The following is a 21143-nucleotide window of genomic DNA, read 5'->3' on the forward strand; positions in this document are numbered from 1 at the left end:
CGCAGGCATGGAGAACCTTACGCTTTTTGCGCGGGAAGGCCCGCAGCGGCCTGGACGCGGTCCGCGCCAACCGAACAGGGGTGAGCATCGGCCCTCAGACGCCGCTTCTCCAGCTACGCGAGCCCGGGCACCGGGTTCAACGGCCGCCCAATCCGGTCACCCTCGGACTGACCGTGGGTACCGGCGTGGTATATGCAGGTGCCTGGCCTGGGAGAACAGAGAGGCCATCGGCAAGGGTCTGGACAAGGCGGGCGACTGGATCGGCGACAAGGCCGGGAAGCTCGGCAGCGCGCTGAACCCGTTCGACTAGCCAGGGAGAGAGATGCACACCACCACGGCCCCGTTCGCACTGCGCGTCTGGTCGGAAGGCGAGAAGTTCGAGCGACTGACCGGCTGGCAGGGGACATCGCAGGAGTTCGGGGAGATCACGGTGATCCACCCGCACCGCGGTAACAACGGCCATTCCCTGAGGAGCGAAGTGCGGGGCAGCCGGATCCCTTCGGCGTCCTTCTCCTCGCGCGGCTTCCATGCGCAGGTGATGACACTGCCGAGCCTGAACGGCGCGACGCTCCGACTCGGGGACGCGGTGGTGCACATGACGCGCAACCGCTGGGCGCTGACTCACCGGGGGCGCTCGCTGCGTCTGAAAGACGGCGGGGACCAGTACCGGCTGACGGCGGTCAACCGCAAGGAATACACCCTGACCCGGGCTCCGGACGCGGAGGACCCGGGAGTCACCATCAGGGTGAAGCAGTCAGGCATCGGGAAGAGCAAGCGGCTGGCGGTGAGCGTGGCGGGCCGGGCCCTCGGCGCCGACATCGCGCTCGCGGCGCTCTTCGGGGGCGTCGACAGAGCGACTCTCACCCGGCGCGGCGCCGTGCGGGCAGGCTTCTCACGGGCGTTCGGGTTCTACGCGGAATCCCAGTACTGACCGCGTTCCGGCCGGATCGCTGGCTGCGTAGGTGAGAGGAACGTTTGTAGACAGTTGCGGGAGCAGTCGCTTGTTGCTGATGTCCGGAATGTTGCTGAGATTCGGCAACGCCTGTTTGGTGTGTCGACGCCAGTCGATGGTCCACGGAGGTTGCCATGCCTGTGATCGCTACGTGGGCGTCGTCTGTCAGCGCTGGACTGCCCCCGGCGGGGTGGCGGCGCCGTTCAGGCAGTGGTCGAGGAGTGCGTGCATGCGCGGAATGGGGAGGGCCGGATTGGCCGCGGCGCCCTCGGCGGTGCGGGGGTCGGCGAGGAGGGTCTCCAGGGCTTCCGGTGACAGGCTCGGGTTGGTGACCGCTGCCCGGCGCACCGACGCGTCGGGGTCCTCCACCGGGGGGTCGGGCACGGCGGGATCGGCTGCGGCCAGGGCCCGTACGTCGGGATCCGGGTGGTCGATGAGGTGAGCCCGGCCGGTACGGGGGAACGCGGGCAGGTCCAGCAGGTGCGGACGGTGGGCAGGGCGTGTGACGAAGACATCCAGGAGGAGGTGCGGCGGAGCCAGCCGGTGGTGGCAGGCCAGCCGGATCCTCACCTCCTCGTCGTCGTCCTGCGCGAGCGTCTCGGCGAGTTCCGCCGACAGGCCCGGCCAACTTGCCGCAACCCGGCGGAGCACCGGCTCCTCGGACACCGCACAGGCGGCGAACCAGTCGGGCGACGGCCCGACGTCCGGCTCAATATGCGACCTGGTGAACGGCTCGCCGATCGGGCAGGTGCAGTCAGGACCGTGCCCGAGGACCTGATCGATCGCCCAGTACTCCGCCCAGGTGTGGGTGAAGGGGCGGAGGCGCGCGCACATCCGCACGTCCTCGTCCGGGTCCTGCATCAACTCCGCCACCAGGTCCGGTCCTACGTCGGGCCGGGCGGCGACCGACGCGCGGACCTCCGCGTCGGGGTGGCGGGCGAGACGGGCGAGGGCGTAGGCGGGGAAGTGCGGGTTCCGGGCCATGGGGAGCACCGTGCCGTCCGTGAAGCACTGCTCGACGAGCGCGGGGGACAGAGCACACGTGTCGAACACGAATCGGTTGCGCGAGCCGAAGGACGGCAGCATGGCCTCCACCCGTTCCGGGTCCAGCCGCCAGTTTCTGTCCTGCGCCGCTTCACGGACCGCGGGGTCCGGATCGTCGAGCAGCCCCGCCCGCTGGGCCGGGGTGAGCGACTCCCACCGCCACGTGGCCCGTATCCGGAGTTCGGGGTCCTCGCTGCCGGCCATGGAGCGGAAGAAGGACAGCGGGATCTGCCGGGACGAGTCGAGCCCCCCGATGATCTCGTTCACGGTGACCTTGCCGTCCACGCCCGCGTCCTGGGCGGTCAGGAGGGTCACGAGGATGTCGTCCGGCAGCGGTCGGACCCATCGGAGATAGTGACGGGGGCCTGCGGCGAGCCACCCGCGGACGACCCCCGACGGGTCCGTTGCCAAGGGGGCGAGCCGCGCCGGTTCGACGTACCGGTTGCGGGCGAGCGTGCGGCGGATGACTCCCTCCGGATGGCGCAGGGCAGCGTCGATGACGGCGTCAGGCAGGTCACGACCCTCGCACATCAGCAGGCCGGCTTCACCGGCCGCTCGATCCAACAGGCGTACCAATACGTCGGAGGGCGCCGCCCGATTGAAGGCGATGCCGCGCAGCCACAGTTCACGCCGAGAGTCGAACACCGTGTCATCCTGCCACCTCGCCTCCTGAACGAGGCCGCCCGACTACGACCGCGGCGGCGCTTACCGGCGGCTCCGTCTGCAGGGCTTCGGACCACGTGACGAGGGGCTTGCTCATGATGCGCACGCTGACCGTACCCGGCACACCGACAGGTTGCGCATCCACCCCCGCCGGGGGAACGCTCACACTGACCGACAAAGCCAGGCCGGATCGCGGTGGCTCAACTATCAAGCGAGTATGCGCATGCCGTCGTTCTTCTTGGGCGCTGCCGCCGCCACAGTCAGCGGGGTCGGCCATCCGCGCCGCCATGAGCGTCCCGCCGCTGAACACATCGAAGCAGAGAGCGTCCCCATGCGGACGTGACAGAGCGATCAGGCGTGGTTGACCGGGAGGACGTCCGGGGAGAGGGCGCCCGCGTGGGCCGCGGCCGAGGTCATGCGGCGGCGGTGGTGACGGCGGCAGAGGACCTCGTAGCCGATCTCCTCCGCAGGGCGGTTCACATCGCCGACCACGACCTGGGCGCCTTCCACCACCATGGCGCCGCCCACCGTACGGGCGTTGTGCGTGGCGCGGGCCCCGCACCAGCACAGGGCCTCGACCTGGAGCTGCTCCAGGCGGTCCGCCAGCTCGATCAGCCGCTGCGAGCCCGGGAACAGCTTGGTGCGAAAGTCCGTCGTGATACCGAAGGCGAACACGTCCATGTCGAGGTCGTCGACGATGCGGGCGAGCTGGTCGATCTGCTCCGGGGCGAGGAACTGGGCCTCGTCCACGATCACGTAGTCCGCTTTGCCGCCCTTGGAGAGCTGCGCGACGAGGTACGCGTACAGGTCCATGCCCTCCGGCGCCTCGATCGCCTCCGTCACCAGGCCGAGGCGGGAGGACAGCTTGCCCTCGCCCGCCCGGTCGTCCCGCGTGAAGATCACACCCTGGAGCCCGCGCGCGTCGCGGTTGTGGGCGATCTGGAGCGCCAGGGTGCTCTTTCCGCAGTCCATCGTTCCGGAGAAGAACACCAGCTCGGGCATGGGAAGTACGGGACCTTTCGGGTCGTGGGCGGGAACGAGGACGAGGGGGAGGACGAGGGGAGGAAGAGCGGCCGGTCAGGTGCGGATTTCGAGCAGCGGGACGAGCTGCTCGGCCGCCGTCATGGAGCCGTGCATTCCGACGAGGGCGGACTCGTTCGGCTCGTTGCGCGAGGCGGTGATCGCGACATCCGCCTGAGCGGCGGCCACGACATCGCCGATACGGCCGAGCACGCGCTCGTCGCACTCCCCCGGAGGTCCGAACCAGCCCAGTTCCAGGGCTTCTTCACGGCCGGCGACCCAGAACCGGTCGCCGAGCACCTCGCGCCACACGGTCAGTACGTCGGCCTCGGCCCCCGGCACCGCGTACACGTGCCGGGCCCGGCCCTCGCCACCGAGCAGGGCCACGCCCGCGCCCAGCTCCCAGTCCTCGTCGAAATCGATCCGGGAGTCCTCGTCGAAGGGGACGTCGACCATGCCGTGGTCCGCGGTCACGTACAGGGCCGTGCGCGGCGGCAGTTGCTCGGCGAGGCGCTGCACCAGACGGTCGACGTACATCAGCTGGCCGCGCCAGGCATCGGAGTTCACGCCGTGCCGGTGCCCGGCGCCGTCGAGCTCGCTGTAGTACGTGTACACGAGCGAGCGGTCGCCGGCCGCGAGGCGTTCGGCGGCCAGGTCCATCCGCTCCTCGCCGGTCATCCGGCCCAGGAAGGTGCCGCCACTCAGCGCGATCTTGGTGAGCGGGGTGGTCTGGAAGGCGGGCGCGGACACCTGCGCGGTCGCCACACCGGCCTTGTCGGCCAGCTGGAAGACGGTCGGGTACGGCTGCCAGGGCTTGGGCGCGGTCCACGGCTGCCAGCGGAGCTGGTTCATCAGCTCGCCGGTGGCCGGGTTGCGGACGGCGTAGCCGGGCAGGCCGTGGCTGGCGGGCGGCAGGCCGGTGCCGACCGAGGCCAGCGAGGTGGCGGTGGTCGCCGGGAAGCCCGCGGTGATCGGGCGGCCGGTGCCGCCGCGCGAGCCCGCGAGGAGGGAGGTGAGGTAGGGGGCCTCGTCCGGGTGGGCCTTGATCTGCTCCCAGCCCATGCCGTCGACCAGGAACACGCAGTTCCGGTCGGCCGGGGTCAGCTCGGCGATGGAGGCGGTGAAGCCGGGAACGCCCTGGCCGGCCACGAGGGTGGGCAGCAGGTCGGCGAGCGAGCCGCCGCCGTACTCGGGGACGGGCGCGGTGGCGAGGTCCAGCAGCTCCGGCTCGTCCGCCCAGTTCTGCGCGGCGGGGTAGGCCATCAGCGGGCGGGGGTGGACGTGGCCGCGGTGGCTTCGGAGAGTGCCTGCGCGAAGACCAGGGTCTGGCGCACCGCCTCCGGGCCGTCGCCCGCCTCGCTGACCCGCAGGCTGAGGTCGTCGGCGGTGGAGTTGCCGGTGTAGCCGTGGTCGGAGTCGCAGTTCGGGTCGCCGCAGGCGGCCGGCTCCAGGTCGATCCGGGAGACCGCGCCCCAGCCGATGGTCAGGACGACCTCGCGGGGCAGGGTGCCGGGGGTGTAGGACTCCGGGTTGGCGACGACGCGGCTCAGCACCACGGAGGAGATGCTCGACAGCTTGACGGACTCGGTGGAGGTCGTCGCGTACGGGGACGGGGACCCGGCGTCGGCCGCCTGCTCGTCGGTGTGGCTGACGATGAAGCGGTTTCCGGTCAGGACCAGCACGGTGACGTGGCGGCGCACCTCGTTGGAGTCGAAGGTCGTCTCCTGGTGGACCAGGTACGACGAAATCGGCTCGCCGCCCACCGCGGCCTCCACCGCCTCGGCCACGAGGGCCGGGTAGTAGCCGCTGCGCTCGATCGCCGTGCGCAGCCCCTGGGTCGTCGTACCGGATTTCGCCATGAGGTCCATCCTAAGGCCCGCACGGGGCGCCCCGGCCTCTCCGTACCCGCTCAGTAACTGGGGAGGGTCCGTGGTCCCAGGTCGCCGCGGGCGGGCGGGTGCGCGACGCGGACGGTGGCGCTCAGCACGGAGAGTCCCTCGGTGGCGACGACCACGGGCTCCAGGGAGACACCGATCACCTCGGGGTGGTCGTCCACGAGGCGGGACAGGCGCAGGAGCAGTTCCTCCAGGGCCGGGGTGTCGACGGGGTCGCTGCCGCGCCAGCCGAACAGGAGGGGTGCGGTCCGGATGGACCGGATCAGTCCGGCGGCGTCCCGGTCGGTGGCCGGGACCAGGCGGTGGGCGGTGTCACCGAGCAGTTCGGAGGCGACACCGGCGAGACCGAAGGAGAGGACGGCGCCGGCGGCCGGGTCGATGACGGAGCGGACGACCGTGTCGACCCCGCGGGGCACCATCGCCTGGACCACCGGCTGGAGCTCCGAGGGTTTGCCCAGCAGGGCCGTGAGGTCCTCGTACGAGCGCCTCAGCTCGGCCTCGTCCCTGAGGTCGAGCCGTACCCCGCCCAGGTCCGCGCGGTGGCGCAGGTGCGGGGCGGTGGTCTTGAGGGCGACCGGGTAGCCGAGGATCCCGGCGGCCCGGACGGCCGCGTCGGGGCTGGGCGCGGGCAGGGCGGGCAGGGCGTGGATCCCGTACCGCCCGAGGAGCTCGCGGGCGTCCCACTCGGCCAGGGTGAGCACGGCTCCGCCGTCGACGTCGGCCAGCAGCCGGGTCAGCTGGGCGGCGGCGCCGGGCTCGTCGATGTCCTCGAACTCGGGGACGTGCCCGACCTCGGCGTTGGCCCGCCGCCACTGCCCGTACCGGACGGCTTCGGCGATGGCCCGCACGGCTCGCTCGGCGGCCGGGTAGCTGGGGATCCGGCCCTGCGCCTCACGGCGCCCTCCGTCGGCGGACGCGGGCACGAAGGGCGTGTACGGGGTCCTGGGCGGGACCTCCTCGCTGCGGAGGGGCACGCCCGTTGTGTCGGCGACGGGCGGGGCCGGGGAAGGGCCCCGCGAGGCGGAAAGGGCTTCGACGAGCTCACCGAGCTCGACGTGCACCACCGCCACCGGCTTGCCGGGCACCTCGGCCACGGCCTCGCGCAGCGCATCGGCCAGCTCGTCCGCCAGCGCGTGCTCGCTCACCCAGGGGATCGCCGTGACCACCACCGCGTCGCAGTCGTCGGAGGCCAGCGCCGAGACCAGCGCCGTGCGGAAGTCCTCCGGCGAGGCCGCCGTCGTCAGGTCGAGCGGCGGCAGCGGCCGCAGCCCCTGGGCCAGGCAGGCGTCGTACGTGAGGACCCCGAGGGACTCGGAGTTGCCGAGGATCGCGATCCGGGGTCCGGCGGGCAGCGGCTGCGCGGCCAGCAGGAGGCCGACGTCGACCAGCTCCGTCACCGTGTCGACCCGGATGACGCCCGCCTGCCGCAGCAGGTCGGAGACGGTGGCGTCGGGCAGCCGGGTGCCCGGGACCACGTGCCCGGCCGGGGTGTGGCGGCCTCCCCTGGCTACGACCACCGGCTTCTCGGCCGCCGTCCGGCGGGCGAGGCGGGTGAACTTCCGCGGGTTGCCCAGGGTTTCCAGGTACATCAGGGCGACGTCGGTCGCTTCGTCGTCGTACCAGTACTGGAGGATGTCGTTGCCGGAGACGTCGGCCCGGTTGCCCGCGGAGACGAAGGAGGACAGGCCCTCACCGCGCCGGAGCAGAGCGGAGAGCAGCGCGATCCCGATCGCCCCGGACTGCGTGAACAGGCCGATCCGGCCCCGCATCGGCATCGGCGCGGGCGTCAGCGAGGCGTTGAGCTCCACCTCGGGCGCGGTGTTGATCACCCCGTAGGCGTTCGGCCCGATCAGCCGCATCCCGTACGAGCGCACCTGGCGCACCAGTTCGCGCTGGCGGGCGAGTCCGGCCGGGCCGCTCTCGCCGTACCCGGCGGACAGCACCACGAGTCCCTGCACCCCGTGTTCACCGCAGGCCGCGACGACCTCGGGGACCCGGTCCGACGGAACCGCGATCACCGCGAGGTCGACGGGGGCGCCGATGGCTTCGATCGTGCGGTAGGCCCGTACGCCGTCCAGCAGGTCGCGCGTGACCTGCTCGTTGACGGCGTAGAGGTGGCCGTGGAAGCCGCTGTCGCGCAGGTTGCGCAGCGCGGCGGCGCCCACGCCCGCGCCAGAGCGGCTGACTCCGATCACCGCGACCGCGCCGGGGGCGAGCAGCCGCTGCACCGAGCGGGCCTCGGCCCGCTGTTCGCGGGCGCGCTGGACGGCGAGGGACTCCGCGGTGGGTTCGAGGTCGAGGGTGAGGTGGACGGAGCCGTCCTCGAAGCTGCGCTTCTGCTGGTAGCCGACGTCCGTGAACACCTTGATCATCTTGGTGTTGGCGGGGAGCACCTCGGCGGCGAACCGGCGGATGCCGCGCTCGCGGGCCACCGCGCCGATGTGTTCGAGGAGGGCGGAGGCCACGCCGCGGCCCTGGTGGGCGTCCTGGACGAGGAAGGCGACCTCGGCCTCGTCGGCGGGCTCGGTGGCGGGCCGGCCGTCGGGGCCGATGCGGTCGTAGCGGACCGTGCCGATGAACTCGCCGCCGATGGTTGCCGCGAGGCCGACCCGGTCCACGTAGTCGTGGTGCGTGAACCGGTGCACGTCGCGGTCGGAGAGCCGGGGGTAGGGGGCGAAGAAGCGGTAGTACTTCGACTCGTCGGAGACCTGCTCGTAGAAGCTGACCAGCCGGCCCGCGTCCGCGGTGGTGATGGGCCTGATCCGGGCGGTGCCGCCGTCGCGCAGGACGACGTCCGCTTCCCAGTGGGCCGGGTACGAGGGGTCCGACTCGGTGGTCATGGGCCTACCTTACGGCCGGGAACGGCCGGACAGTGCTCGCGCGGCGCATTAGGCAAGCCGGGACAAAACGGTGCAAGCTGGGGAAGGCCGAACGGCAGCACATCCGGGCCGAAGGCCGGTCGGAGCATTCCGGGCGTCGTGAGAGACTGGTCTAGACAACCGTAAGAACCTGAAGGGCATCACCATGGCAGAGCGCCGCGTCAACGTCGGCTGGGCCGAGGGCCTGCACGCTCGTCCCGCCTCGATCTTCGTCCGTGCGACGACCGCTTCCGGCGTCCCGGTGACCATCGCCAAGGCCGGCGGCGACCCCGTCAACGCCGCCTCCATGCTGGCGGTTCTGGGTCTGGGCGCCCAGGGCGGCGAGGAGATCGTCCTCGCGTCCGAGGCCGACGGCGCGGAGGCCGCGCTGGACCGCCTCGCGAAGCTGGTCGCCGAGGGCCTCGAGGAGCTCCCCGAGACCGTCTGACCCTTCGGGTTCGACCCACGCAGTACGCCCGCGGACGCCGCGGCCCCACCACCCCGGGGCCGCGGCTCCGTGGTTTCCGGATCCGGCTCGGGGTCGACGGAATACCGAAGACGAGACGAAAACACGGCAGCACGGAGAAACCCGGCGCGAAATACCGGAAGCACGAAAACACGGCAGGGCAGCGCGATAATTCGGCTCCGCAGGAATTAGGCGCAGCACATGCACGCCCCCCGGAAATTCAGGCAGCGTCCCCCGGATACGCCTCTTTGTACACGAGCCCTGTTAATGCCTGCCGCTCGCCATGTTTACGGCAGGTTGCGTAGTGCTCACGGCCGACCGGAGCCGCGGCCGGTGCGCGGCCTCCGCCCGGTCGGCGTGGACCGCGGTCAGCGTCCGGGCCCGCTCCGCGTCCCCCCGCGCCACCGCGTCCACGATCGCCCCGTGCTCCGCCCACGACTCCACCGGCCGGGCCGGCGCCTCCACCACGTACATCCACGCCACCTTGTGCCGCATCTGCGTGAGCAGCGCGATCAGCCCGGGGCTCCCGGAGGCCTGCGCGAGCGTCTCGTGGAACCAGCCGCCCAGGGACCGCAGATCCTCGCCCTGGCCCCGCCTGGCCCGCTCCTGGCCCAGCCTGACCAGCCCGCGCAGCACCTTGAGGTGGGCCTCCGTGCGCCGCCGGGCCGCCCTGGCGGCCGCCAGGGGCTCCAGCAGCATCCGCAGTTCCAGGAGGTCGGCCGCCTCCTGATCGGTCGGCTCGGCCACACAGGCGCCCGCGTGGCGCCGCGTGGTCACGAATCCCTCGGACTCCAGGGTCCGCAGCGCCTCGCGCACCGGGACGCGCGAGACTCCGTACCGGCGGGCCAGCACCTCCTCGGTCAGCCTGCCGCCCGGTTCGAAGACCCCGGAGACGATGTCGTCACGAATTGCCGTGCATACCGCGTGCGCAGGAATACGCAAGACCGGACCTCCGCCTATTTCCGACTGCCACGCTCAATGGACACGCATGTGCGTGCTGCGACTCTATTGCAACACACGATAATTTCCGAGAGCGGCCGGAAATGCGAAACATTTACCCGGCGGAGCACCGCGAAGGCCCCGGCTCGGGGAGCCGGGGCCTTCGGTGGAGCGGTGTCGCGCGGTGCGCCGCGGATCAGAGGCTGACGTCGTGCGAGCGCAGGTACGCGATCGGGTCGATGTCCGAGCCGTAGTCGGCACCGGTGCGGGCCTCGAAGTGCAGGTGCGGGCCGCTGGAGTTGCCCGTGGAGCCCGACAGGCCGATCTGCTGGCCGGCGGTGACCTGCTGGCCGGCGGAGACGCTCAGCGAGGACATGTGCCCGTACTGGGTGTACGTGCCGTCGTTGTGCTTGATGACGACGTTGTTGCCGTACGCGCCGCCCCAGCCGGCCTCGACGACGACGCCGGCGCCCACCGCGTGGACGGAGGTGCCGGAGGCGGCGTGGAAGTCGATGCCGGTGTGGCTGCCGGAGGACCACATGCCGCCGCCCGCCTTGTACTGCGTGCTGACGTACGAGCCGTCGACCGGCGCCACGAAGGTGTTGAGGCGCTTGCGCTCCTCCTCGCGGGCCGCGCGCTCGGCGGCTTCGCGCTCGGCCTTCGCCTTGGCCTCGGCGAGGCGCTTGGCCTCGGAGGCCCGCTGCTTGGCGTCGGCCTCGGCCTGCGCCTGGGCTGCGGCGTGCTCCGCGGCGCGCTGCTGGGACGCGGCCTGGTCCTGGATGTCGCCCTGGAGGTCCTCGGCCACGACGACGGCGCCGAGCGCGTTGTCCTGGGCGGAGTGGTGGTCGCCGTTGTCGGCGGCGAAGGCCGGGGCGGCGAGGGAGCCGACGACACCAGTGGTGGCGAGGGCGGCTATGCCGGCGTAACCGGCGGTCTTGCGGCTCAGACGGCTGGAACCACGGTGCTTACCGGAGCCGGCGGGACGACTGCCAAACGCCATGAAGGGGCTGATCCTTTCCTTCCTTCTCGCCTACCGGGTTAGCTGACGGGTTCGGAGCAGGAAGGTCTCCTACGGGCCTCCTCTTGCGAGGCGGCCCGATTCACCCCAGGGACGCATGTGGGTCCCCGGCTCCCCAGGCTCGCGCCTGACGGGGACTCGGCGATCGCTGCCCGGTGCCACGGATGCGGCGGGTACAACTGACGGACAGCACGGGTGACGCTAGGCGGATCATCAGTCAATCGCCAAACAGACACGCCTTTTTGTTGCGTACGCCACACCACATAAAGCAACCTCTCCGCCTAACGGACAAAAAGGGCCCCGGCGGACAAGCCCGCCAGAGCCCCTCTTCGTGCCGGTCAGTTGGCCGACGGATTACGTCAGTTGCTGACGACGCTCACGTCGCCGATCCCGAGGGCGCGCACCGGCGCCTCGATCTGCGCCGCGTCGCCCACCAGGACGGTGACCAGCCGGTCCGCCGGGAAGGCCTGCACGACCGCCGAAGTCGCCTCCACCGTCCCGGTTTCGGCGAGCCGCGCGTACAACTGCGCCTGGTAGTCGTCCGGCAGCTCCTGCTCGACCTGGTCGGCGAGGGTTCCGGCGACCGAGGCGGCCGTCTCGAACTTCAGCGGGGCCACGCCCACCAAGTTCTGCACCGCCACGTCCCGTTCGGCATCGGTCAGGCCGCCCTCCGCGAGGGTGCGCAGCACCTTCCAGAGGTCCTCCAGCGCCGGGCCGGTGTTCGGGGTGTCCACGGAGCCGCTGATGGCGAGCATCGAGGCGCCCTTGCCGTCGGCGGTCGAGCGCAGCACCTGGCCGAAGGCGCGCACGCCGTAGGTGTACCCCTTCTCCTCGCGCAGCACCTTGTCCAGGCGGGAGGTCAGGGTGCCGCCCAGGCAGTACGTGCCGAGCACCTGGGCCGCCCAGACCCGGTCGTGCCGGTCCGGCCCGATCCGGCCGATCAGCAGCTGCGTCTGGACCGCGCCGGGCCGGTCCACGATGACCACGCGGCCGGTGTCGTCGGCGGTCACGGGCGGCACCGGGAGGGGCTCGGCGGTGCCGCCCGTCCAGGCGCCCAGGGTGTCCGCGAGCACGGCGTCGAGGTCGATGCCGGTCAGGTCGCCGACGACCACCGCGGTGGCCGTGGCGGGGCGTACGTGGGCCTCGTAGAAGGCGCGTACGGCCGCGGAGTCGATCCGGGCGACCGTCTCCTCGGTGCCCTGGCGCGGGCGGGACATCCGCAGGGAGGCCGGGAACAGCTCCTTGGAGAGCTGCTTGGCGGCGCGGCGCTGCGGGTTGGCCAGCTCGTGCGGGATCTCGTCGAGCCGGTTGCGCACCAGACGGTCGACCTCGGCGTCGGCGAAGGCCGGCGCGCGCAGGGCCTCGGCGAGCAGGCCGAGCGCCTTGGGCAGCCGGGAGGCCGGGACCTCCAGGGAGACCCGCAGGCCCGGGTGGTCGGCGTGCGCGTCGAGGGTGGCGCCGCAGCGCTCCAGCTCGGCCGCGAACTCCTCGGCGGAGTGCTTGTCGGTGCCCTCGGACAGCGCGCGGGCCATGATCGTGGCCACGCCGTCCAGGCCCTCCGGCTCGGCGTCCAGCGGCGCGGCGAGGTTGACCTCGACCGCGATCACCTGCTGGCCCGGACGGTGGCAGCGCAACAGGGTCAGGCCGTTGGCCAGGACCGAGCGGTCGGGGGCCGGGAACGCCCACGGCTGCGGTTCCCCGGCCTCGGGGCGCGGGTGGAAGGTCATCGTGACGGCTGCGGTGTCGCTCACTGCTCCGCCCCCTCGTTCTCGTTCGCGTCGTTCTCGTCGGACTCGTCGGACTCGTCGGCGGCGTCGTCCGCGGCGATCGGCTCGTAGACCAGCACCGCGCGGTTGTCCGGGCGCAGCCGGGCCGCGGCCACGGCCTGCACTTCCTCGGCGGTGACGTCGAGGACGCGCCGGACGGCGGTCAGGGCCAGCTGCGGGTCACCGAAGAGCACCGCGAAGCGGCACAGTTCGTCGGCGCGGCCCGCGACCGTGCTCAGCCGGTCCAGCCACTCGCGCTCCAGCTGTGCCTGGGCGCGCTCCATCTCCTCGGCCGTCGGGCCCTCGGCGGCGAACCGCGCGAGCTCCTCGTCGACGGCCGCCTCGATGTCGGGCACCTCGACCCCGCCGGACGTCTTGACGTCCAGCCAGCCCAGCGAGGGCGCTCCGGCCAGGCGCAGCATGCCGAAGCCGGCCGCGACGGCCGTCTGGTCGCGGCGCACCAGGCGGTTGTGGAGCCGCGAGGACTCGCCGCCGCCCAGGACGGTCAGCGCCACGTCGGCGGCGTCGCACTCGCGGGTGCCGTCGTGCGGGAGCCGGTAGGCAGCCATCAGCGCACGCGCCGGGACCTCCTCGACGATCTCCTCGCGCAGCTCCCGGCCGATGACGTCGGGCAGCGAGCCGTCACGGGGAGGATGCTTGCCGTCGTGGGAGGGGATGGTGCCGAAGTACTTCTCGATCCAGGCGAGCGTGCGCTCCGGGTCGATGTCGCCGACCACCGACAGCACCGCGTTGTTGGGCGCGTAGTACGTACGGAAGAAGGCGCGGGCGTCCTCCAGGGACGCGGCGTCCAGATCGGCCATCGAGCCGATCGGGGTGTGGTGGTACGGGTGGCCCTCGGGGTACGCGAGGGCGGTCAGCTTCTCGAAGGCCGTGCCGTACGGGACGTTGTCGTACCGCTGGCGGCGCTCGTTCTTGACGACGTCGCGCTGGTTCTCCATGGACTCGTCGTCCAGGGCGGCCAGCAGCGAGCCCATGCGGTCCGCCTCCAGCCACAGCGCGAGCTCCAGCTGGTGGGTCGGCATCGTCTCGAAGTAGTTGGTGCGCTCGAAGCTGGTGGTGCCGTTCAGGGAGCCGCCGGCACCCTGGACCAGCTCGAAGTGCCCGTTGCCCGGTACGCTCGCCGAGCCCTGGAACATCAGGTGCTCGAAGAGGTGAGCCAGGCCGGTTCGTCCCTTGACTTCGTGGCGCGAGCCGACGTCGTACCAGAGGCATACCGCGGCGACCGGGGTCAGGTGGTCCTCGGAAAGCACCACGCGCAAGCCGTTGGCCAGCCGGTGTTCGGTTGCTGTCAGGCCGCCGGAGCCGGCCTGGGCTGTGGCCGTGTGACCCATGGGCATGTGGTCCCTTCGATCGCGATGCAGAGATTTCTGTCAGACCTGCCACTGTATGCAAGCGCGTCGACCGCCGGATAAGTTCCCGGGTCACACCCTGGGTCGGAGTCGGCGTTGTCGGTGCCTCGGGCCACAATGGTCCGCGTCAGACCCCCCAGCACACTCATTCTTGGTTAAGGAGCCGCGCAGCGATGGCCCGCCGCAGCACGAAGACCCCGCCGCCGGAGGATTTCGAGGAGAAGATCCTCGACATCGACGTCGTCGACGAAATGCAGGGCTCCTTCCTCGAGTACGCGTACTCGGTGATCTACTCCCGTGCCCTGCCCGACGCCCGGGACGGCATGAAGCCGGTGCACCGCCGCATCGTGTACCAGATGAACGAGATGGGTCTGCGCCCGGACCGCGGGTACGTGAAGTGCGCCCGTGTCGTCGGCGAGGTCATGGGCAAGCTCCACCCGCACGGTGACGCGTCGATCTACGACGCCCTCGTGCGCATGGCCCAGCCCTTCTCCATGCGGCTGCCGCTGGTGGACGGCCACGGCAACTTCGGTTCGCTCGGCAACGACGACCCGCCGGCCGCGATGCGTTACACCGAGTGCAAGATGGCCGACGCCACGTCACTGATGACGGAGTCGATCGACGAGGACACCGTCGACTTCACCGCCAACTACGACGGACAGGAGCGGGAGCCGGTCGCGCTGCCCGCCGCGTACCCGAACCTGCTGGTCAACGGCGCGTCCGGGATCGCGGTCGGCATGGCCACCAACATGCCCCCGCACAACCTCGGCGAGGTCATCGCGGCCGCCCGCCACCTGATCCGCTACCCGCACGCGGACCTGGAGGCGCTGATGCGCTTCGTGCCGGGTCCCGACCTGCCCACGGGCGGCCGGATCGTCGGGCTCTCGGGCATCAAGGACGCCTACGAGAACGGCCGCGGCACGTTCAAGATCCGCGCGACGGTGGCGGTGGAGAACGTGACGGCGCGCCGCAAGGGCCTGGTCGTCACGGAACTGCCCTTCACGGTCGGCCCCGAGAAGGTCATCGCGAAGATCAAGGACCTGGTCGGCTCGAAGAAGCTCCAGGGCATCGCGGACGTCAAGGACCTCACCGACCGCTCGCACGGCCTGCGCCTCGTCATCGAGATCAAGAACGGCTTCCACCCCGAGGCCGTGCTGGAGCAGCTGTACAAGCTGACGCCGATGGAGGAGTCCTTCGGCATCAACAACGTGGCCCTGGTGGACGGGCAGCCGCTGACGCTCGGCCTCAAGGAGCTGCTGGAGGTCTACCTGGACCACCGCTTCGAGGTCGTCCGGCGGCGCAGCGAGTTCCGCCGCACCAAGCGCCGCGACCGCCTGCACCTGGTCGAGGGCCTGCTGGTGGCGCTCATCGACATCGACGAGGTCATCCGGCTCATCCGGGACAGCGACAACTCCGCGCAGGCCAAGGCCCGGCTGATGGAGCGGTTCTCGCTGAGCGAGATCCAGACCCAGTACATCCTGGACACCCCGCTGCGCCGGCTCACCAAGTTCGACCGGATCGAGCTGGAGTCCGAGCGCGACCGGCTGACCGGCGAGATCGACGAACTGACCGGGATCCTGGAGTCCGACACCGAGCTGCGCAAGCTGGTCTCCACGGAACTGGCGGCGGTCGCGAAGAAGTTCGGCACCGAGCGGCGTACGGTCCTGCTGGAGTCGGCGGGCACGGCGGTCGCGGCGGTTCCGCTGGAGGTCGCGGACGACCCCTGCCGCGTCCTGCTGTCCTCGACGGGCCTGCTGGCGCGCACCGCGAACGGCGATCCGCTGCCGGAGGAGGAGGGCGGCGCCCGCGCCAAGCACGACCTGATCGTCTCGCAGGTCGCGGCCACCGCCCGCGCCGACGTCGGCGCGGTCACCTCGTACGGGCGGCTGCTGCGGCTGTCGGTGATCGATCTGCCGCAGCTGCCGGACACGCACGCCGCGCCGAACCTGGCGGGCGGCGCCCCGGTCTCGGAGTTCCTCTCCGGGCTGGAGGCGGACGAGAAGGTGATCTGCCTGACCTCGCTGGACGAGTCCTCGCAGGGCCTGGCGCTGGGCACCGAGCAGGGCGTGGTCAAGCGCGTCGTGCCGGACTACCCGGCCAACAAGGAGGAGCTGGAGGTCATCACCCTCAAGGAGGGCGACCGGATCGTCGGCGCGGTCGAGCTGCGCACGGGTGAGGAGGACCTGGTCTTCCTCACCGACGACGCCCAGCTGCTGCGCTACCCGGCCTCTCAGGTGCGCCCGCAGGGCCGTCCGGCGGGCGGTATGGCGGGGATCAAGCTCACGGGGAACGCCAAGGTGATCCATTTCTCGGCCGTCGACCCGGCCCGGGACGCGATGGTGTTCACGGTGGCGGGCTCGCACGGGACGCTGGACGACTCGGTGCAGTCCGGGAAGCTGACCCCTTTCGACCAGTACCCGCGCAAGGGCCGCGCCACCGGTGGTGTGCGCTGCCAGCGGTTCCTGAAGGGCGAGGACGTGCTGGTACTGGCCTGGGCGGGCAATGCTCCGGTCCGGGCGGCGTCCGCGAACGGATCCCCGGCCGAACTGCCGGAGGTGGACCCGCGCCGGGACGGCTCGGGGACCGCGCTGCCCGCGGCCGTGGCGGCGCTGGCCGGAGGCGCGCTGTAGGACGTACGGGGCATTCAGGTGGTACGCCCAACGGGGGACGTACCACCTGAATGGCGACTAGTGTTTTCCCTCTTGGCACTGGCGGGTGGGGCGGGAGAACAGAGCTGATGAGTCGTCGCTCGGGCGTGATCGGGGACTGGGCAGAGGCCCAGCGCCGGATGCAGCAGACGCAGTTGATCCAGCAGCGCGAGGCGGAGCGCCGGCAGCGGGCGTACGAACGGGGCGTGGCTCGCGGCGAGCGGGAGCAGCAGGCGGCCCACCGGCAGCGCCGAGAAGCCGAGGCGCGGCGGCGGACGGAGTCCATCGAGGCGGAAGTGGCCCGTCTGCAGGGCCTGCTGGCGGCGGGTTGCCGGGCCCCGGCGTTCCGGATGGCCGCGCTGGTCCGGTCCGAGCAGATCGAACCCTTCAACCCCGGCACGCTGGGGCAGCCCGTGCCGATGCCCCGCCTGGAGCAGTTCCAGCAGCAGAGCACCGGCTGGACCCTCGGCTCGAACCGGCGGGCGCAGGCGGAACGCGAGGCTCACGCGCGGTACACCCAGGCCTGGCAGGCCGCGCACGCCGCGGAGGCGAGGCGGCAGCAGCAACTGGAGGCGTACCGGCAGCAGTACGACCGCTGGGCCGCTGAGCAGCTCGCCGCGGTCCGCGGGCACAACGGTGGGCTCATCGAGCTGGCCGGGAGGCTGCGCGCGGGCGATGCCGAGGCCGTGGTGGAGTACTTCTCCGCCGCCCTGTACGCCTCGACGTCCTGGCCCGAGGCGCTGCCGAGGCAGGTGGCAGCCGCGTACGACCCGGGGGCTCGCCAGCTCGTGCTGGACTGGGAGCTGCCCGGGTACGAGGTGGTACCGGAGGCCAAGTCGGTGCGGTACATGCCGAGTACGGACCAGGACAAGGAGACGGCCCGTCCGGCCACGCAGCGGCGGGCGCTGTACCGGGACGTGCTGGCGCAGTGCATGCTGCTGGTGGCGCGCGAGCTGTTCGCGGCGGACGAGTTCGGCGTACTGGACTCGGTGGTGGTCAACGGCTTCGTGGACGCCCACGATCCGGTGACGGGCCTGGAGGCGCAGCTCGTGCTCGCGACGGTATCGGCAGCCCGGTCCGCCTTCGAGGTGCTGCGGCTGGAGCAGGTCAGCGCGGTGGACTGTCTGGTCGAGGGGTTGCGCGGGCAGCTGTCGGCACGGCCGGACCAGCTCACGGCCGTGCGTGCGGGCCGCAGGCCCGGGGAGGTCGGCGGCGTCGTCAGCCACGGCGGACTGGCCGAGGGCGGCGAGGAGGAGCCCGACCTCTTCGCGATGGACCCGATCGCCTTCGAGAACCTGGTGGCGGAGCTCTTCCGGGCGATGGGCATGGAGGCGCTGACCACCCAGCGGTCGGGCGACGGCGGAGTGGACATCGAGGCGAACGACCCGTCCCCGATCACGGGCGGACGGATCGTCGTGCAGGTCAAGCGCTACCGGAACACCGTCTCGCCCACGGCGGTGCGGGATCTGTACGGCACGGTCCAGGACAAGGGGGCGAACAAGGGGGTGCTGGTCACCACCGCGTCCTTCGGGCCGGGGTCGTACACCTTTGCCAACGGCAAGCCGCTGGAGTTGGTTCCCGGTGCCAAGCTCGTGGAGCTGCTGCACCAGTACGGGCTGCGCGGACGCCTGGGCGGCGGCCCGGCGGCCGGGGTCCCGGCGCAACGGACGCCCGAGCTCGCCCCTTCCGCCGACCACAACGTGCTCGGCATGTCCTGGTCGGGCCGGGTCGCGCTCGACGTGTGCGCGCTGGTCTGCACGGGCAACCGGGTGCTGAGCGAGGACCACTTCGTCTTCTTCAACAACCCGCGGACCCCGGACGGTTCGGTACGGACGGGCGCGCACTCGGCGCCCGACAAGGCTGCGGTGGAAGTGGCCTTCGACGCCCTGCCGCGCGAGGCCGACCGCCTGGTCCTGGTGGCCGCGATCGACCCGGAGGCCGATCCGCACGCCGACCTGGCCGGCTTCACGGATGCCCGGATCCGGCTCCTGAACGCGGCCGGCGCGGAGGCCGGACAGCTGGAGGTCTCCGACGGCCGGGCCGGCGAGACCGCGCTGGTGCTCGGGTCCTTCCGGCGCCGGGCGAACGGCGACTGGGACTTCGTGATCGGCGGCAAGGGCTACCGGGGCGGGCTGGAGGACCTGCTGCGGGAGTACGGCGTCGACGTGGCCTAGACCTCCGGGGTCTCGGTCTCGGGGGTCTCGATCTCAGGGTCCGCGGGGTCCGCGGGGTCCGCGGGCCGGGCCACGTACCGCAGTACTCCCCACATGCTCTCGGGGCGCACCTGGTGCGGGGCCGGTTCGCGGCAGGCCTCCAGCTCGCGCAGCAGCCCCGGCCCGTCGGTGCCCGAGCCGATCAGGACGAGCTGCGTCAGGCGCGCTTCGCCCCGCCCCCAGGGCTGCGGGGCGAAGCGGAGGAACCGGCCGACCGCGTGGACCTCGTACCGCTCCTCGTGCCCGGGGACGCCGAAGTACACGAAGCCCTTGATCCGGTAGAGCCCGGCCGGGCGGCGGTCGAGGAAGTCGATGAACCGGCGTGGCGACAGGGCCTGTTCGGAGACGAACTCGACGCTTTCGTACGCCGCGTGCGCGTGACCGCTGTGGTCGTGGCCGTCTTCGTGGCCGGTGTCCTGACCGGCGGCCTCCGCGAGCAGGTCCTCGAAGGAGAGCTGCCCGCGGGTCTCGGTCCAGGGCCGCCGGTCGAAGAGCAGTTCCGGGTCGATCCGCCCGTGGTCGGCGCCCACGACCGGGATGCCGGGGGCGCAGAGCGCGGCGAGTTCCTTTTCGATCCGGGCACGCTCCGCTGCGTCCACGCGGTCGGTCTTGTTGAGCACGACCAGGTCCGCGACGGCGAGGTGGCGGTCGGTCTCCGGGTGCCGGGCCCTGGTGGCGTCGAACTCCGCCGCGTCCACGACCTCGACCATGCCTCCGTAGCGGATGTCCGGGTTCTCGCTGGCCATGAGCATCCGGATCATCTCCTGGGGCTCGGCCAGCCCGCTCGCCTCGATGACGATCACGTCGATGCGGTGGACGGGCGCGGCGAGCTTCTCCAGGTACGCGTCGAGCTCGCTGCCGTCGACGGCGCAGCACAGGCAGCCGCCGCCGAGGGAGACCATCGAGTCGCCGAGCTGACCGGCCACCGACATGGCGTCGATCTCGATCGAACCGAAGTCGTTGACGACGACTCCGATCCGGGTACCGCCGCGGTGGGCGAGGAGGTGGTTGAGCACGGTGGTCTTGCCGGATCCGAGGAAACCGGCGAGGACGACGACGGGGATGGGCTGCCTGCTGTTCACCCGGCCGATCGTAGCCAGGCTCCGTCAGCCGAGCGCCGGCACCGGCTGCGGCGCGGTGGGGCCGGCGTACCGGGCCGCCGGGCGGATGATCTTCGAGTCGCCGGCCTGTTCGAGGATGTTCGCGCTCCAGCCGACCACGCGGGCCGCGCAGAAGGTCGGGGTGAACATCTCGCGCGGCAGTCCGCACAGTTCCATGACCACGCCCGCGTAGAACTCCACGTTGGTGTGCAGTTCGCGGCCCGGCTTGAGTTCGGCGAGTATCGCCTCGACCTGGCGCTCGACCTCGACTGCGAGGTCCACGAGGGGGCCGCCGAACCCGCGGGCGATGTCGCGCAGCATGCGCGAACGAGGGTCCTCGGTGCGGTAGACGGGGTGGCCGAAGCCCATGATCCGGTCTCCCGCCAGGACCCGCTCGCGGATCCACGGTCCGATCCGGTCCGCGGTGCCGATGGCGTCGAGGGTGTCCAGGGCCCGGCTCGGGGCGCCGCCGTGCAGCGGGCCGGAGAGCGCGCCGATCGCCCCGGTGAGGCATGCCGCGACGTCGGCGCCGGTGGAGGCGATGACGCGGGCGGTGAAGGTCGAGGCGTTGAATCCGTGGTCGATGGTGGAGATCAAATACCGCTCGACCGCGCGGGCCTTGACCGGGTCGGGCTCCTGCCCGGTCAGCATGTAGAGGTAGTTGGCGGCGTACGGGAGGTCGTCGCGCGGCTCGACGGGCTCCAGTCCCTCTCCCAGCCGGTGCAGCGCGGTGAGCAGGGTCGGTACGGCGGCGCAGGCGGCCAGCGCGTCGGCGGCACGGCGGGCAGGGTCGAGGTCGTAGACCGGGCGGAAGCCCGCGGAGGCGCCGAGCAGCGAGAGCGCGGTGCGCAGGCCGGCGAGGGGCCCGGAGAGCGCGGTGGCCCGGGCCAGGGCGGGCAGGGCGTCCCGTACCTCGGCGGGCAGCCGGCGCAGCGGGACGGTTTCGGCGGCGAAGGCGGCGCGTTGGGCCGCATCCGCCGGCAGGGCACCGCGGAACATCAGGTGCCACACGTCCTCGAAGCTGCGGCTCCCGGCGAGCTCGACGGCCGAGTACTGGCGGTAGTGGTAGAAGCCCTCACGGCCCCGGACGTCACCGAGCTCGGTCTCGGTGACCACGACTCCCGCGAGACCGCGGGGCACTTCTACGGTGCTGTCGATGGTGTTCATGCATCGACCATCGATGATTGATGG

The 21143-nt window shown here is 71.8% G+C and carries 15 protein-coding genes and 1 riboswitch; of the genes, 4 read left to right on the top strand and 11 right to left on the bottom strand.

Features of this window, described 5'->3' with window-relative positions:
- The first annotated feature begins 322 nt into the window (after positions 1 to 322).
- Positions 323 to 931: a hypothetical protein gene (locus tag AB0D48_RS05160; protein WP_362390913.1), complete on the top strand. Its 609-nt coding sequence runs from the start codon at positions 323 to 325 to the stop codon at positions 929 to 931.
- Between the two features lie 186 nt (positions 932 to 1117).
- On the opposite strand, the gene AB0D48_RS05165 is transcribed toward AB0D48_RS05160, so the two are convergent.
- The 5 genes from AB0D48_RS05165 to AB0D48_RS05185 all read right to left on the bottom strand — a co-directional run bounded on the left by AB0D48_RS05165 (position 1118) and on the right by AB0D48_RS05185 (position 8414).
- Entirely contained in the window at positions 1118 to 2641 is a 1524-nt protein-coding gene (locus tag AB0D48_RS05165; protein WP_362390915.1) for a hypothetical protein, read from the bottom strand.
- A gap of 369 nt (positions 2642 to 3010) precedes the next feature.
- A complete protein-coding gene (locus tag AB0D48_RS05170) occupies positions 3011 to 3661 on the bottom strand; it encodes a thymidine kinase (RefSeq protein WP_362390917.1) in 651 nt (216 codons plus the stop codon).
- Positions 3662 to 3736: 75 nt separating this feature from the next.
- Positions 3737 to 4942 carry a nucleotide pyrophosphatase/phosphodiesterase family protein gene (locus AB0D48_RS05175; protein WP_362390919.1) on the bottom strand — a complete coding sequence of 402 codons (1206 nt, stop codon included), beginning with the start codon at positions 4940 to 4942 and terminating at the stop codon, positions 3737 to 3739.
- The gene (locus AB0D48_RS05180) at positions 4942 to 5538 is read right to left on the bottom strand and encodes a DUF5998 family protein (RefSeq protein ID WP_073909804.1); all 597 of its coding nucleotides are present in this window, start codon (positions 5536 to 5538) and stop codon (positions 4942 to 4944) included. The genes AB0D48_RS05175 and AB0D48_RS05180 overlap by 1 nt, the downstream gene beginning before the upstream one ends.
- A gap of 50 nt (positions 5539 to 5588) precedes the next feature.
- The gene (locus tag AB0D48_RS05185; RefSeq protein WP_362390922.1) at positions 5589 to 8414 is read right to left on the bottom strand and encodes a GNAT family N-acetyltransferase; all 2826 of its coding nucleotides are present in this window, start codon (positions 8412 to 8414) and stop codon (positions 5589 to 5591) included.
- Positions 8415 to 8598: 184 nt separating this feature from the next.
- Between AB0D48_RS05185 and AB0D48_RS05190 the strand changes: the two genes are divergently transcribed.
- Complete coding sequence (locus AB0D48_RS05190) at positions 8599 to 8880, top strand: HPr family phosphocarrier protein (protein ID WP_266842887.1); 282 nt, start codon at positions 8599 to 8601, stop codon at positions 8878 to 8880.
- A gap of 282 nt (positions 8881 to 9162) precedes the next feature.
- Here the strand turns inward: AB0D48_RS05190 and AB0D48_RS05195 are convergent, their stop codons facing one another.
- The 4 genes from AB0D48_RS05195 to AB0D48_RS05210 all read right to left on the bottom strand — a co-directional run bounded on the left by AB0D48_RS05195 (position 9163) and on the right by AB0D48_RS05210 (position 13973).
- Positions 9163 to 9840 carry a GntR family transcriptional regulator gene (locus tag AB0D48_RS05195; protein WP_362390925.1) on the bottom strand — a complete coding sequence of 226 codons (678 nt, stop codon included), beginning with the start codon at positions 9838 to 9840 and terminating at the stop codon, positions 9163 to 9165.
- A 193-nt stretch (positions 9841 to 10033) separates the two neighbouring features.
- On the bottom strand, positions 10034 to 10837 hold the full coding sequence (locus AB0D48_RS05200; RefSeq protein ID WP_362390927.1) for a M23 family metallopeptidase: 804 nt from the start codon (positions 10835 to 10837) through the stop codon (positions 10034 to 10036).
- 13 nt (positions 10838 to 10850) lie between these two features.
- A riboswitch (cyclic di-AMP (ydaO/yuaA leader) is annotated at positions 10851 to 11009 on the bottom strand.
- 205 nt (positions 11010 to 11214) lie between these two features.
- The gene (locus AB0D48_RS05205) at positions 11215 to 12582 is read right to left on the bottom strand and encodes a pitrilysin family protein (protein ID WP_362391115.1); all 1368 of its coding nucleotides are present in this window, start codon (positions 12580 to 12582) and stop codon (positions 11215 to 11217) included.
- A 20-nt stretch (positions 12583 to 12602) separates the two neighbouring features.
- Positions 12603 to 13973, bottom strand: coding sequence for a pitrilysin family protein (locus AB0D48_RS05210; RefSeq protein WP_362390929.1), 1371 nt, complete (start codon positions 13971 to 13973; stop codon positions 12603 to 12605).
- Positions 13974 to 14164: 191 nt separating this feature from the next.
- On the opposite strand from AB0D48_RS05210, the gene AB0D48_RS05215 reads away from it, so the two are divergent.
- Positions 14165 to 16621, top strand: coding sequence for a DNA topoisomerase IV subunit A (locus AB0D48_RS05215; RefSeq protein WP_362390931.1), 2457 nt, complete (start codon positions 14165 to 14167; stop codon positions 16619 to 16621).
- A gap of 107 nt (positions 16622 to 16728) precedes the next feature.
- Complete coding sequence (locus tag AB0D48_RS05220; RefSeq protein WP_362390933.1) at positions 16729 to 18813, top strand: restriction endonuclease; 2085 nt, start codon at positions 16729 to 16731, stop codon at positions 18811 to 18813.
- Here AB0D48_RS05220 and AB0D48_RS05225 read toward each other — a convergent pair.
- On the bottom strand, positions 18810 to 19934 hold the full coding sequence (locus AB0D48_RS05225) for a GTP-binding protein (RefSeq protein ID WP_362390935.1): 1125 nt from the start codon (positions 19932 to 19934) through the stop codon (positions 18810 to 18812). The two genes, AB0D48_RS05220 and AB0D48_RS05225, sit on opposite strands and share 4 nt — an antisense overlap.
- Before the next feature lie 24 nt (positions 19935 to 19958).
- Positions 19959 to 21119 carry a citrate synthase/methylcitrate synthase gene (locus AB0D48_RS05230; protein WP_362390937.1) on the bottom strand — a complete coding sequence of 387 codons (1161 nt, stop codon included), beginning with the start codon at positions 21117 to 21119 and terminating at the stop codon, positions 19959 to 19961.
- Between the last annotated feature and the right edge of the window lie 24 nt (positions 21120 to 21143).

Origin of the sequence: Streptomyces sp. NPDC048269, from assembly GCF_040652395.1 — a bacterium.
Classification (GTDB): Bacteria; Actinomycetota; Actinomycetes; order Streptomycetales; family Streptomycetaceae; genus Streptomyces.

Excerpts from the sequence above, each read along its gene's own strand:
- AB0D48_RS05160 (WP_362390913.1), top strand. The coding sequence starts at position 323 with ATGCACACCACCACGGCCCCGTTCGCACTGCGCGTCTGGTCGGAAGGC.
- AB0D48_RS05170 (WP_362390917.1), bottom strand. The coding sequence starts at position 3,661 with ATGCCCGAGCTGGTGTTCTTCTCCGGAACGATGGACTGCGGAAAGAGC.
- AB0D48_RS05175 (WP_362390919.1), bottom strand. The coding sequence starts at position 4,942 with ATGGCCTACCCCGCCGCGCAGAACTGGGCGGACGAGCCGGAGCTGCTG.
- AB0D48_RS05180 (WP_073909804.1), bottom strand. The coding sequence starts at position 5,538 with ATGGCGAAATCCGGTACGACGACCCAGGGGCTGCGCACGGCGATCGAG.
- AB0D48_RS05185 (WP_362390922.1), bottom strand. The coding sequence starts at position 8,414 with ATGACCACCGAGTCGGACCCCTCGTACCCGGCCCACTGGGAAGCGGAC.
- AB0D48_RS05190 (WP_266842887.1), top strand. The coding sequence starts at position 8,599 with ATGGCAGAGCGCCGCGTCAACGTCGGCTGGGCCGAGGGCCTGCACGCT.
- AB0D48_RS05200 (WP_362390927.1), bottom strand. The coding sequence starts at position 10,837 with ATGGCGTTTGGCAGTCGTCCCGCCGGCTCCGGTAAGCACCGTGGTTCC.
- AB0D48_RS05205 (WP_362391115.1), bottom strand. The coding sequence starts at position 12,582 with ATGACCTTCCACCCGCGCCCCGAGGCCGGGGAACCGCAGCCGTGGGCG.
- AB0D48_RS05210 (WP_362390929.1), bottom strand. The coding sequence starts at position 13,973 with ATGGGTCACACGGCCACAGCCCAGGCCGGCTCCGGCGGCCTGACAGCA.
- AB0D48_RS05215 (WP_362390931.1), top strand. The coding sequence starts at position 14,165 with ATGGCCCGCCGCAGCACGAAGACCCCGCCGCCGGAGGATTTCGAGGAG.
- AB0D48_RS05220 (WP_362390933.1), top strand. The coding sequence starts at position 16,729 with ATGAGTCGTCGCTCGGGCGTGATCGGGGACTGGGCAGAGGCCCAGCGC.
- AB0D48_RS05230 (WP_362390937.1), bottom strand. The coding sequence starts at position 21,119 with ATGAACACCATCGACAGCACCGTAGAAGTGCCCCGCGGTCTCGCGGGA.